The sequence below is a fragment of the Methanooceanicella nereidis genome (assembly GCF_021023085.1).
Taxonomy (GTDB): domain Archaea; phylum Halobacteriota; class Methanocellia; order Methanocellales; family Methanocellaceae; genus Methanooceanicella; species Methanooceanicella nereidis.
Genome location: NZ_PGCK01000004.1, coordinates 58186 through 71336, shown reverse-complemented (window position 1 = coordinate 71336; position 13151 = coordinate 58186). Strand labels below are relative to the sequence as shown.

General features: G+C 47.1%; 10 protein-coding genes. 4 read left to right on the top strand and 6 right to left on the bottom strand.

Annotation, left to right across the window (positions count from 1 at the left end; translation table 11 throughout):
* Positions 1–77 precede the first annotated feature (77 nt).
* Complete coding sequence (locus CUJ83_RS06015; RefSeq protein ID WP_230741387.1) at positions 78–779, bottom strand: glycosyltransferase family 2 protein; 702 nt, start codon at positions 777–779, stop codon at positions 78–80.
* Positions 780–1090: 311 nt separating this feature from the next.
* Here CUJ83_RS06015 and CUJ83_RS06010 point away from each other — a divergent pair, with 311 nt between their 5' ends.
* On the top strand, positions 1091–1864 hold the full coding sequence (locus CUJ83_RS06010) for a hypothetical protein (RefSeq protein ID WP_230741386.1): 774 nt from the start codon (positions 1091–1093) through the stop codon (positions 1862–1864).
* 87 nt (positions 1865–1951) lie between these two features.
* Here CUJ83_RS06010 and CUJ83_RS06005 read toward each other — a convergent pair whose 3' ends face one another.
* From CUJ83_RS06005 to CUJ83_RS05995, 3 genes are all read right to left on the bottom strand, one after another.
* Positions 1952–3925 carry a DUF460 domain-containing protein gene (locus tag CUJ83_RS06005; RefSeq protein WP_230741385.1) on the bottom strand — a complete coding sequence of 658 codons (1974 nt, stop codon included), beginning with the start codon at positions 3923–3925 and terminating at the stop codon, positions 1952–1954.
* Positions 3926–5231: 1306 nt separating this feature from the next.
* Positions 5232–6002: a nickel pincer cofactor biosynthesis protein LarB gene (gene larB, locus CUJ83_RS06000; protein ID WP_230741384.1), complete on the bottom strand. Its 771-nt coding sequence runs from the start codon at positions 6000–6002 to the stop codon at positions 5232–5234.
* A gap of 163 nt (positions 6003–6165) precedes the next feature.
* The gene (locus tag CUJ83_RS05995; protein WP_230741383.1) at positions 6166–7194 is read right to left on the bottom strand and encodes a polyprenyl synthetase family protein; all 1029 of its coding nucleotides are present in this window, start codon (positions 7192–7194) and stop codon (positions 6166–6168) included.
* Positions 7195–7300: 106 nt separating this feature from the next.
* Here CUJ83_RS05995 and minD point away from each other — a divergent pair, with 106 nt between their 5' ends.
* A complete protein-coding gene (gene minD, locus CUJ83_RS05990; protein ID WP_230741382.1) occupies positions 7301–8605 on the top strand; it encodes a cell division ATPase MinD in 1305 nt (434 codons plus the stop codon).
* Positions 8606–8644: 39 nt separating this feature from the next.
* Positions 8645–9526: a DUF72 domain-containing protein gene (locus CUJ83_RS05985; RefSeq protein WP_230741381.1), complete on the top strand. Its 882-nt coding sequence runs from the start codon at positions 8645–8647 to the stop codon at positions 9524–9526.
* A 117-nt stretch (positions 9527–9643) separates the two neighbouring features.
* Here CUJ83_RS05985 and tatC read toward each other — a convergent pair whose 3' ends face one another.
* The gene (tatC, locus tag CUJ83_RS05980; protein ID WP_230741380.1) at positions 9644–10381 is read right to left on the bottom strand and encodes a twin-arginine translocase subunit TatC; all 738 of its coding nucleotides are present in this window, start codon (positions 10379–10381) and stop codon (positions 9644–9646) included.
* A 113-nt stretch (positions 10382–10494) separates the two neighbouring features.
* A complete protein-coding gene (locus tag CUJ83_RS05975; RefSeq protein WP_230741379.1) occupies positions 10495–11673 on the bottom strand; it encodes a glycosyltransferase family 4 protein in 1179 nt (392 codons plus the stop codon).
* Between the two features lie 315 nt (positions 11674–11988).
* Between CUJ83_RS05975 and CUJ83_RS05970 the strand changes: the two genes are divergently transcribed.
* Positions 11989–12957 (top strand): GNAT family N-acetyltransferase, encoded by a 969-nt coding sequence (locus CUJ83_RS05970; RefSeq protein ID WP_230741378.1) that lies wholly within the window; start codon positions 11989–11991, stop codon positions 12955–12957.
* Positions 12958–13151 lie beyond the last annotated feature (194 nt).

The following is a 13151-nucleotide window of genomic DNA, read 5'->3' as shown; positions in this document are numbered from 1 at the left end:
TCTATAAGGCGATGATCACATTATTGTAGTACCATAATTTTTGGATTAAAAAAGTTAAATATTTTTTAGTGCCTTTATCAACGGATCGCATCATAGTCTGTACGGGGCTTGCCGAACGTGTGGGTGAGGATAGTGTTGCTCGTGTAATGCGAAATCATCTTTAAATATCCCCATTCTCTTACACGCCTGGTCGAGACATATACGAGGGCGTCCGGATTATATACGAACTTACCGAGTTTCTTTATCCTGGCACAGATATCGACATCTTCCCCTGTGACCAGCTTTGTGTTGAAACCGCCTACCCTGTCGAAAGCCCATTTTCTGACCGCGAAATTAGAGCCGGGGACAGAGGGCTTGTTGATATGGACCATAAATTTTGAATAAGGCGGGATGATGTATTTGCAAAAGTCTTCCTCTATGCGATTTCCGTCAAGCGGCAATAGCTTACCGTGCACGCCAACTACCTTCTCATCGCTCATGCTTGCTGCGATGTTGCTTAGCCAGTCCGACGGTATGTGCGTGTCTGCGTCGGTGTATGCAAGTATAGAATATTTTGCCGCAAGGGAGCCTGTCTGTCTTCCATATGCTATGGTAGACTTGGCATCAATGATCACCTGGTCAGCATATCTCCTGGCTATCTTCACTGTCTTATCAGTGCTGCTACCATCGGATACGATGATCTCGTAATTCCCTTTGAAGTCTTGCCTGGAAAGAGACTTCAGGCACTTCTCGATATATTTCTCTTCGTTGTACGCTGGTATTACAACCGAAATGTCCATGTTTTCACCATAAACGATAGCGACTTGATAATCACATGCTACTCGTTTGAAATCCGCATTTTAACATCAGGGCATTATCTGCCTTTTATTAATGCCAATTGGCTATAATCACGTTTCAACTTAATAAATTTACCTCTATATATGACATATTTCTGTATTATTTGAGCTATTTTCCTGTTTTTTATATTTTTTATAATTTATTTTAAATTTTTAGCCGCATAAAATCCCTTATCGTATCCCCAAAACCTAGAACAGGTATATATCAAAGCGAAGCGTTAATCAAATGTAGTTTTAGAAGGAAGTCTTAAGAGATGGAACGTAAACAGATCATCGTTTATGCAGGCATCGCAATTGTCATCATAATACTCCTGCTCATGAACATATCGAGCTATTATGCTCTACGCTCGGTAAATGATGAGCTTGAAACATATAAGGATCAGCAGAGGCAGATAGCGAAGCTCATAATATCGGAGTATCTGCCTGACATGGATGCCGCAGAAAGGGCATGGAAGTCAGCCAACCCGGGGGAGTTCATGGACCTTCAATACGAGGGCATAACGGTGAAAGCTGATACGATCATGACCCCGGATCTTTCGGCCGTGCTGGACCCTGCGGACCCTTACAGCATCAGCCTGGACGCTCGCCCGGGAATGATGGACGAGGACGAGGTGCTGATCGGGCTGGGTAAGTATTATTCGGAAAACATGACCAGAGTATCAGGCTGGATAAACATATATCGCATCAATAAGACCGACCATAAGGTAAAAGGCATCACTTCAACGACAGTACAGACAATCGCCTATGATCATTATGTAAATAACCTGCATCCGAACATACACTATGACCTCGGAGTCTCGAAGGATTCTATAATGGGATTCGCATCCAAAACCATGGACACCAGTATGATACCAGGAACAGATACCTGGCTGGACGTCACGGAATACAAGTATGACCTGAGGAACACAGGCGTATCTTCGTACTTGCAGATAAAGACCTATGTCAACGCCACTGACCAGACCGTAAAAGGGGTTGAAGTGTCCCGCCCGTACTTTGAAAGCCAGGCCGGGATGATAGGCTCCATATGATGATCTTATCGTTAAGGCTCTACCGGTTAGTATCTAGAAACGCGATAATAAGTGCCTTAGCGACCAAAAGACCTTCGGGACAGAGTACTAAACCTGTCCCGCCTTTCTGAACTCTTTCTTGCGCTGCACCTTGTACTCGTTCACGATGCCATGGAACCACTCTTCGCTCTTCTTTTTCTCCCTTTCCTTCAGCATCTCCCCCCACTTCTCCATGGCGGACTCGAGGCGCTTCGGGTCAAGCACGGCGAAATCATCCACTATCTTTAGGCTCACTTCTTCCCTGGATATTACGGGCAGTTTTGCCTCTGTGAACTTTTCTTCTGCAAGGTGCGACATATCAGTTCCTTTGATAACGGCTTTAATCCCTCTCTCTATGAGCAATGATGCCGCCTGAACGCCGCCTCCGGCATCCCTGACGAATATGATGTCACCGGGCTTTAATCCCAGTCTCTTATCGCATGCGATGATCGCGTCCTTGGAGAGGTTCTCTATGATCTTGACGGGCGACTTATCTCCCCTGAACTCCAGGACCCTTATCTGCTTTAGCCTGTCGATATTAGACCTGAGGTCCGAGTTGCGTTTTTTAGTATCCGTAAGCTCTTTTTTAAGGCGTGCGATCTCCTGGTCCCTTATGGTGACCTCCTTGCTTCTTCTGGCATCATCGATGCCCTTGTTTTTAAGGCTGGAGATGACCTTCTCCTGTGAGACCATCCGGTTCTCCAGGCGGGATATATCGCCTTTCAGGTCATTTACGTACGACCTTAAGTTAGCGAGCTGCTCATCCTTTTTACTTAACTGCTCTCTAAGCTCTGCTATCTTTTCATCGGCCGGAGTGACCTCGACAGGCTCATGTATGCCCGGAGTATTGTTCGGAACGGTCGGCGCGGGCTTCAATATGTTAAGGGCCACGTCTATGGACTTGCCTTCGAGGGCCAGCGCTTTTACATCGTCCGAGTTCATATGGGAAGGTGTTTTCTTTTCTATACGGGCGAACTTGTTCTTATAAGTCTTAAAGGCTTTTGCAGCTGCCGATAACGCGTCCCTTTCATGGCTGTTCGAATACCCGTATGGGCTTGCCAGCCTTATCTTTTCATCAACCGGTATCCTTTCGTTAGGCACAAAAAGAACGGCGTTGAACGCTCTCTTGATCTTTTCGACGGTATTAGGCGGCGGTACGACGTCCGTAGCGACTACGACCGGCCTTCCCCTGTCCCTGATGTATTCGATGATGTCCGGGACAGACATCACCCGGGAGCTGACGACGTCTATGAGCTTACCGTTGAGGTCCAGTATCGATACGCCTATGGTGGTGCCCGGGTCTATCCCTACGATTATGTATTCGCGGCGCTTTCTTTCAAGCGGGATGAACTCGATGGTGTCCTTCTCGACGCTCGTCACCGTCACCTGGACATCCTCCTCCCTTGAGTTATGGATGCCGAGCTCAGAGCGCTTTGCATTTACTACGAATGTCCCGTTCACCAGGCCTCCGAAGCCCTCGGTGACAGAAAGCTCAAACTCTTTTCCCTTCAGCTTACTCTCTATGTCTCTCACCTTTTCCCTTACCATTCCCTGTACTTTTCTTCTGTACCTGTTCTGGCTCCATCCTCCCCTGCCCGGAGAGCGTCCCCTGCTGACCTTGATCACGGTCCTGTCCTCGAACACCGATACGACATACCCCACGCCAATGGATGCGAGATATGCGCATACAAAGGCTTCTTCTTCCGGTATCAGCGGATTAAAGGATATTCCCGCATCATGGCCGAGCTTGGTCAGCGGTATCTGTCTCTCGTTACCGGTCACCTGGACCAGCTTAACTTCAGGAGGAAGCCTTTTGAGAAAATTCACGAGATCTTTACGGTTTTCCGCTAATTCGGTTATGCTGTCCACAGCGAGTATCGCGGGGCGATACTGCTTGATCATTCTTAAAAGTTTGAAACGGCTGACGGACGGGAATTTTAACATGTCCCCATTCAGGATGACCACCGCATATCGCGGAGATTCCCTCGATCTGCTTGAGCCTTTAACGATGTCTACGCCAAATATAATGCTTTGTACTGGCATTTCTACCCTGTAATGATTTTTATTTGGTTTCCGCAGTTCAAAAAGTTTCTCATGCCCGAGATCAGGCAAATGATACGGGCCTTACCGACCCGTCAGCAAACGGGTAAGTCAGCGCGGAGATCGTGTATCGCATAGAAAAACGTTTGACACACTGATACCGCAGTCATATGACACCCTCCTGTATAAGAATTCCCGGTCCTTATAGATTCTAATCACTATATATGCGCTAAAATAAATTAAACCTATCTCAAAAAATTATGTAGAGTAATATAAGTTCGTAAATTATAGTTCCTAAATTCGAGGGTTTATTTCCTCTTCTCTATCACCACAAAGGACACACAAAGGGCACGGTTTCCAACCACAAAACGCACGAAGGCGAGAAAGGTACACTAATTTTTTAAGTATAGGACACCTTCAAAAAAGTCCTTTTTGTACCCTTGAGCTCCTTGTGCGTTCCCATGAAAAACTTATGGATGGTCTTTTTAAAAATTAGTATATAACATCCGTTATGAGATCGATGTTCTAGTGTTGTGCCTTTCGGATGGCAGGTAGACACATAACCTCACAAAAACACAGAAACACAAAAATTTTTTTATATGATTTTTAAGGTCACGAAAAGCACTAAGAATTTACTCACCAAACCACAAAGGGCTCAAGTATCACCGTCAACGCACAAACAGCCCTAACGCTCGGCTCAACGCACCAACCTGCTCTAAGTCACTAACGCTAAAACAAGACCCGAACATTCCCCAAAGCACGAAAGTTTAATATCCCGGTTTGTGTTCCCCTTGACCTATAACAGATATAATAGTCTTTTAAACGTCAACCGTGCAGTTAAGATTTCGTGTTTTTGGAGAATGTTCGGGTCTTGTTTTAGAGTTGGTGACTTAGAGGGGTTAGTGCGTTGAGCCGGGCGTTAGAGGTGTTAGTGCGTTGACGGTGATACTAGAGCATTCGTGATTTATTGAGTAAATTCTTAGGGTTTTCGTGACCTTAAAAAATCATATAAAATATTTTTGTGTTTTTGTGTTTCTGTGAGGTTATGTGTCTACCTGCCATCCGACAGGCACAACCATAAAAACTTCATCTCAAAGACCGGTAGTTACGACACGTTCTTTCATTATTAAAATCTGAGCAAGAACCCGCTCATCAAAGATTTAGTGGTGAAAGATTGTGGGCCTTAGTTTGACTTTGTGGTAGAATGTTGTGGGCCAGGGTTACCATTTTGCTCCCTATGATGTGAGAGCATCCTGCAACATTCAATATTCATCTGGAACGGGAATCAACGGGTAAAAATAAGAACCACTTATAGCGAACTTTTCCGCATTCTGGCAATCAGGGCTGCCGTGGCACCTGCGTTGAAGCCGTTATCGATGTTGACCACCACAAGCCCGGGAGCACATGATTGCAGCATCGTGGTCAAAGCACCTATGCCTCCTGCTCCAAGCCCGTAACCTACGCTGGTGGGGACGCCTATCACGGGGACTCCGACCATTCCGGCTACTACCGAGGGTAAAGCGCCTTCCATTCCGGCCACGACTATGACGCATGCGACATCCTCGGATATCATTGTCTTCAGAGGCTCGAGCACGCGGTGAATGCCTGCCACGCCCACGTCATATCCTCTTATCACGTCGCAGCCCATTATCTCAGCTACGCATGCAGCTTCTTCTGCTATGGGAATGTCCGACGTGCCTGCGGTGAGCACTCCTATCCTGCCGACATTAGATGGCTTATCCTTTCGCCTGTCAACGATTATCATCCTGGCTTCCCGGTTGTGCACGACGCCTTCGGTACCTATCCTGTGGATGATCTCGGCGTGGTCCGCCTCCGATGCTCTTGATACCGCTATCATGCCCTTTTGGGATACTACTCTTTCTACGATGTCAGACACTTTCCGGGGGGTCTTTCCCTCAGCATATATGACCTCCGGTATGCCGGACCTTGATTCGCGAGTCATGTCGAAGACTGTATGGTTGCCTATCCTTTCCACATAGTCAAGCTTTAAAAGTCTCTGGGCTGTTTCAATGTCTATCTCTCCTGCAGAGAGTTTTTCAAGCACTTCACGAACGCTCACTGTTTTTCCTCTCTTAATCCTCGTATTTATTATTATATATATCTATGATATTGATCGTCTCTGCGATGTACAAAAGATCAGATATCAAAACAGTCACATGATTAAAATATCTTTTTACGGTGATAATATAAAAGTAGTGAGGGGTTTTCAACCCCTGTCAGTGCTAATAGTCTCTTTCGACCAGGAATTTTCCGATCTCATGGAGCTTCTTCATGGGCTCGCTACCCGGATACAGGCCTTCCAGCCGGGACATCGCCTCATCCTTGTATCTGTTTGCCATACTCTGGGTGTACTCAAGGGATCCTGCAGCTGTTAAAATATCATAGATCCTTGATATGTCATCCTCGGTAAGGGTTTCCTTCCTGTACAGGTTTTTCAGCTCTTCCTTTTCCGCCGAGGTTTGCATTGCATACAGGACCGGCAGCGATTTTTTCTTGTTGCGGATGTCATTCTTGGCCGATTTACCGGTCGTCGCGGGGTCTCCCCATATTCCCAGGATGTCGTCCTGTATCTGGAATGCGATACCGATTTTGAATCCGAATGTCTTGAAGCGGTCTATGATGTCCGCATCTTCGGTGGCGATCATTGCGCCTATCCCGGTCGATGCCTCTATGAGCGCCGCTGTCTTGCCGGATATCATCTCAATATACTCGTCCACGGTGACCTCTTCCCTGGTCTGGAAATCCATGTCCAGGTACTGGCCTTCGCAGAGCCTGATGACCATGTCGTTAAAGACCTTCATTATCGACACGAGCACCTTCGGCTTTACCGTGTCCTCGAGGCTTAGTATCGCGATGTTCGCTATGACATCCATCGCGTCCCCGGTGTTTATCGCCTGGGGCACGCCCCATACTTTCCAGAGCGTGTCGCGATGCCTTCTCTTTTCGTCACCGTCCTCTATGTCGTCATGGATGAGTGAGAAATTATGGATAAGTTCCAGGCCTGCAGCCGCCGGCAGTGCTTTGTTGAAGTCACCGCTGATAGCCTCGCAAGATAAGAGGCACATAGTGGAGCGGAGCTGCTTACCTCCGCTGGCCCTGGACAGATTAAAGTTTTCATCCATCCAGCCGAGATGATACTTCATCATATCATACAGGTGGCCGACGCGTTTTCGGCTCTCTACTATCTCATTCATTTTATTATCGGTATGGACGGAGTACTCCTTTAAAATGCTAGTGACTTGATCGACCATATTGTTCAATTGCCTTAAGACTTTTTAATATTAAAAGTCTTCGCAGAAATAGCTCCGAACTTCCCTATGCCATATAATTTACCCGGAAAACATTATATGCAATAAAATGAAAATAAGTATAGTTAGTATGGAAGACATGATAAAAATCACCAATGCCGACACCGGGCTTGAGATAATAAAGCACTGGGACGATGTCAATGAAAGAATGATAATCTTTCTGAAGAACGGGGAAAATAGCTTTAAGGACGTGACAGTCGAGGACCTTTATCCGGTATCACTTTCCGGCATGATATGCTTCGCGAGATCAGGAGGCGTGGCGCCTATGGCAACAGCCTCCGGAGGCAAAATTACCTGGAGGATACCTAACGTCAACCCGGGTGACGTGAAGGAACTCATATACACTTCACTTACCAGGGAAACGCTCAATAATCATTATATGAAAAAACGACCGTCACAGGGAGATGCAGGCCTTCTGGCCGGGATGGCGTCCGTGAAGCCTTCCTTAAGGTCGGAACAACATGCGGATGTAGATGGGCCAGTAGAAATACGACCTGAAGTGGAGCAAGGATCCCCTGATAATTGTAAAAGCCTGTCTGTCTTACCACAGTCATCACCCATAGCGAATCCGGGAAAACGCGGCACGGTCATCTCGGTAGGCGCGGGTAAAGGCGGTACCGGGAAGACGACTTTTTCCATAAATCTTGGCGTGGCGCTGTCCGAGATGGGATCCAGGACGGTCATCATGGACGCAGACGCCAGCATGAGCAATCTTGCCACATACATCGGCATCGATCCTCAAAACATGAAAGCAACCCTGCACGAGGTCCTGTCAGGGGAGGCAGAGCCTGATAAAGCCGCGTATAAGGTCTTTAACGATAACCTCCTGATAGTGCCCAGCGGATTATCCATCGAAGGATTCTTAAAAATGGACAGGGACCTTCTCAATGACGTCATCGAATATTTCTCAAGTGACGCTGACTTTATAGTCATAGATACTCCCGCAGGATATAACAAAGAGGTCGCGCTATCCCTTCTCGCCTCTGACCATCTGATACTCGTGCTTAACCCTGACGAAGGAAGCATGACTGACGGAATAAAGGTGCAGGAGATGGCTCGCATACTGGGAGTGAATGTCATAGGCATAGTGCTGAACCGATTTGACATGAAAAACCCCCAGTTCACACGTTCCCAGGTCGAGGAATATTTCGGGACGCCTGTCATCGCGATGCTGCCCGAAGACCCCGGGACGAGGCGCAAGGATAAAGTGCCGGTCGTGCTGGCCAGTCCGAACTCGCGAATAGCGTCCGAGTTCTACAGCGTGGCACGATCGCTCGCCGGCAGGAATGATTTTGTCCCCGCAGGGTCCCCGTCGTTCGTCACAAAACTAATGGATGCGCTATTCAGGTCTTGAACCATCAGGCTTTTAACAGGACAGGATGATAATTTATTGATGCCTGTCCTTATCGGTACTTCCGGCTGGTCATATGATGACTGGGTGGGAACGTTTTACCCTCCCCATCTTAAAAAAGAAGAATGGTTATCCTATTATGCCAGGTTCTTCAAGACCACGGAAATAAACAGCACATATTACAGCTTTCCTACCGCCGCGGTGGTCAATAGCTGGATATCGAAGGCATCTGGATTTTCCGGATTTGAATATTCCGTGAAGTTCCCAAAGCGCGTCACTCACGATAGCCTGCTTTCTGACGTCAGTCACGCTCTCGAGTTCGAGGAAAAAGTTTTGTCGCCTTTATCCGATTCAGGGTATCTTGGCGGGGTATTGATACAGCTATCGCCTTACTTTAAGATGATCGACGAAGAAAGAACTACGGACCATCTTAGCCGCCTTCAAAGTTTACTTGAAAGCCTGGACACTAAAAAATTCGATTACGCTATAGAGTTCCGTCACCGCTCATGGCTCGAGGATAAGGGCCTGAACGCCGGGGTCAGGGATCTGCTCCAAAGGTCGGGCGTCGCAGTATGCGCCGTCGACGGGCCGTCCATGCCGGGCATGATCGAGGATACGGCAGATCATGCTTACATCAGGTTCCATGGCCGCAACCCTGACATATGGTACGGTAAGGACAGGGACATGAAGGGAAGGATGAACCGCTACGATTATGTTTACCGGGAAGAGGAGCTTGCCCCGTGGAAAGGCCGCTTAGGAAGCCTGAAGGCTAAAGGCGCCGTCAGGGTATACTTTAATAATCACCCGAGGGCGAATGCGGTAAAAAATGCGATGATGTTCGAGACGATGCTGGGATTAAAGGAAAAACAGGAAGTTCCCCACATTGCCGCACAGTCGAGCCTCTCAAGTTATTTTGATCAGTGAGAAGCTGATCTTTGTATACTAAGTCATTTTTTTGTGATTCAGCGCCTCGAGGAAGCTTTGGATTATTAGAGTTTTAGAAAACTTAGAGCCTTAACGACATGAAAATATTACATAATACTAAGCTACATTTGCCCTTGAAGGCTTTACCGTGAACCTTAAAAGGAACAGGCTCAGCTCGTAGAATATTATCAGGGGCACGCCTACCATTATCTGGGTTATCACGTCAGGGCTGGTGACCAGGGCAGCCACTATGAGGATCACTATGTACATGTGCCTTCTGTATCTCTTGAATATCTCCACGGGAACGATACCGGACCGCGCAAGTATCGTCATGACGAGCGGGAGCTCGAACACGAGCCCGAACACGAACGTCGTCATTATGGCGAAATTTATGAACTCGGTCACTTTCCAGTGGTTTGCGACTCCGACATCGACGGCGCTCTGGAGCAAGTACTGGAAGACGAAGGGCAGCATCAGGTAGTATGAGTATGCGCATCCCACCGTAAACAACGCCAGGGCGGAGATCAGCCATAAAGCAAGCTTTAACTTGCTTATCTTAAGCCGGTGCCCCAGTTTTCTTTCTTTCACCTGCTTATAGGCAAGATAGAACAATACCGGCAGCGCTGCGATAATGCCTATGATTATGGACATCTTCAGCTGCAGCATCATTAGTTCAAGCGGCTGTGTCTGTATGAGAATATACTGGCCTACCAGCAGGTCGTCTCTCATGCGGAGAATTATATTGCCCGTAAAGGGGAATGATATGGAAGACACTACCAGCACGTAAAGTAAAAGGTATATTATCGTGTTCTTAAATTTCACAATTATGGCGCCTATGTCCTTGACAGAGATCAAGTTCGATGCTCCTTTCAGCCGGTTTCATGTCTCACGGAAAGATCACTATCCTGCATATCTACGATAAAATATATACTTAGGGGTGAGCGAGAGCCGCCATAAAATGATCGCCCCTAGTTTTTAGACCTTTCCTTCAATAAGTCCTCGTACACTTTTTTAGTGCTAGCAGCTATGAGCTTCCAGTCAAACTCTTCCTCGGCACGTTTTCTGCTTGCATGCCCCATGCTTTTCATTCTTTCCGGGTCGGATAGCATAAGATTGATCTTATCGGCCAGAGCTTTCGGGTCCCTCGACGGGACTACGTAGCCGTTAAGGCCGTCCTCCACAAGCTCCTTATTGCCTCCTGCGTCCGTACACGCGATAGGCCTTCCCGCTGACATTGCCTCCAGGATGGCTATGGGCAGCACTTCCCAGACAGACGGCAATACAAAAAGATCACATGTCCCGTAAGCCTCTTTCAGCATCTCTTCCGACATGTACCCGGAGAATATCACGCTATCTTCAAGGCCCATTGCCTTGACTTTCGACTTAAGGGTTTCCAGCAGGTTCCCTCTACCTATGAGCAATATCTTTGCGTTAGGGTATTCCTTCAGGACCATCGGCATAGCATCGATCAGGTATGTTAAACCCTTCTGTGTGATCATCCTTCCGACAAAAAGAAGCATAGGGTCATCGTTTATGTCATATTTCTTCCTGACGTTATTTTCAGATGACGGCCTGAACTCTCCGACATTGATGCCGTTGTGTACTGCGACCATCTTGTTGATGTCTATGCGGTACCTGGAAATGTCATACCTTACCCAGTCCGATACAGCTATGATACGGTCCGCCATCGCGAACGGCCACCTTCCTATCAGCAGGTCATAGGCGGTCCCGAAGATCGTTATCGGCAGGGATATTCCCACAGGGCGGGCATTGTGTATGGTCATCATGAACGGCTTTCCTTTGAGCTTCGCGTAAATGGCCGCTGTGTCAAAGTCTACGAAAAACCTGTTCTGAAGGTGGATGATGTCAAAATCATACCTGTCGTCTAACTTTTTAAGGTGCCTGATAAAAAACGGTGATAATACAAGAGGGGGCGGATAGAATCCCGGCACCTTGATGTCCAGGCACGGTACCCTGTGCACTTTTACTCCGTCAATCTCCTCATACTCCTCAGTGCCTGATATCCTGGCCGTAACAATGGTGACGTCAACGCCTTGCTTAACAAGTTCCCGGGAAAGCTCGAACATGTGCTTTTCGACTCCTCCCGAAAATGGATGGAATAGGGCGTTCACGAGACAAATTTTCATGGATAATGACTAATAACAGGTTAATAATAAGTTTTTTGGAGGTCCGATCCATAGTTCGTTGTTATATAATGTGAATTGTGTCTTGTCATATTTTTTTATCAAAGAATCAACGTATCACAAAAAAGGCGTTAAGCCTTTGAGATGAAAATACATCATGACCATGTGCAGCCTTTCACGTCACCATAATAAACGATGGACTGTGAGCTATTGACTCAATGCTCTAAGCATTGATATTCCAGGTTTTTATATGTCAGGCGACTTAATTTAATATATCCCGAAAAATATAACGTGTTTAAGTATAAGATATTGGTTATCATGAGCGCAGGTACTCTCTCCGGGGATGGGTATGAGATCGGGATGTCGATCTCCGCAGGCGTTATGGATGTGCTGGAAGAGGCCATAAGGACGCTATTTGTCGATACCGGGAATTCGGAACGGGCGTATGTTAGCGGCCTCGTTAAGCGAATGGAGCGGGGGGAGATCAGCGCATTTACATTGTCACACCAGGGGAAGACGATAGGCGTAATATTTTATCGCATGCTGGAACAGGAGGCGGAGCTGATCTTCGGATATCTGCTGGCAGAGTATCGCGGAGCAGAGAGGTACTTTTTATCTAACATCGTCAACGGGCTCCAGACTTTCGGCATACACATAGTAAGAAGCAGCTTTACATGGCCGGATAGCGAGGGATTTATCCGAGCCGCCGCGGACATGGGCTTCGTGATGATCGAAAGAAAGAGCATGGCATTGAACACTAGAAAAATACCTTTATTCTCGATAGGGGTGTATAATGATGTAAAAGTCTGTCACTGGAACTCTAAATATTTCGATGACGTGTCCCGCATCATGTGCGATGAGGCCGCCCCCGCGGATAAGGTCGTATACCCCCTCTTCGCCTCGTATGAAGGCTCAAAAGTGCTTTTACAAAGTATCATCGAGAATAAACATGGCACGTTCATGCCGGAATTATCCATGGTCGCGGTGTCCGGCAATAAAACGGCGGGCTTTCTTCTTTCCTCTGTTCTTGTGGACGGGAGCGTCCTTATACTCGACATCGCCGTTTCAAGAAAATACCGTAAAATGGGCATTGGCAGCCTGATGCTCGATCATCTCATCAATAAGTGTATCGCCACGGGGATAGGACAGATAGTACTTGCGGTAACATCTGTCAACACAGACGCCATCCAGCTTTATGTCCGTAAGGGCTTTAAGGAAATGTCCACGTTCAAACAATATGTGCTGTGCGATAGTGCAAAGGTGTCAGGCAAAAATTTCGAGTTTTAAAAGTTTAATAGTTGGTCCCATATTTTCTATAATTCATATTCATCTTTGATCTAGTACCACAAAGGCAACAAAGGTCCACTATTTTTCACCACCAAGGGCACTAAGGGCTCGAAGGTACCCGATTTTTTTAAGTATAAGATAATCTTCTGAAAAAGTCCTTTGTGTACCTTATTCGCCTTCGTGCGCTTTGTGGT

Excerpts from the sequence above, each read along its gene's own strand:
- CUJ83_RS06010 (WP_230741386.1), top strand. The coding sequence starts at position 1,091 with ATGGAACGTAAACAGATCATCGTTTATGCAGGCATCGCAATTGTCATC.
- CUJ83_RS05995 (WP_230741383.1), bottom strand. The coding sequence starts at position 7,194 with ATGGTCGATCAAGTCACTAGCATTTTAAAGGAGTACTCCGTCCATACC.
- CUJ83_RS05975 (WP_230741379.1), bottom strand. The coding sequence starts at position 11,673 with ATGAAAATTTGTCTCGTGAACGCCCTATTCCATCCATTTTCGGGAGGA.
- CUJ83_RS05985 (WP_230741381.1), top strand. The coding sequence starts at position 8,645 with ATGCCTGTCCTTATCGGTACTTCCGGCTGGTCATATGATGACTGGGTG.
- CUJ83_RS05970 (WP_230741378.1), top strand. The coding sequence starts at position 11,989 with ATGAGCGCAGGTACTCTCTCCGGGGATGGGTATGAGATCGGGATGTCG.
- CUJ83_RS06005 (WP_230741385.1), bottom strand. The coding sequence starts at position 3,925 with ATGCCAGTACAAAGCATTATATTTGGCGTAGACATCGTTAAAGGCTCA.
- CUJ83_RS06015 (WP_230741387.1), bottom strand. The coding sequence starts at position 779 with ATGGACATTTCGGTTGTAATACCAGCGTACAACGAAGAGAAATATATC.
- minD (WP_230741382.1), top strand. The coding sequence starts at position 7,301 with ATGAAAATAAGTATAGTTAGTATGGAAGACATGATAAAAATCACCAAT.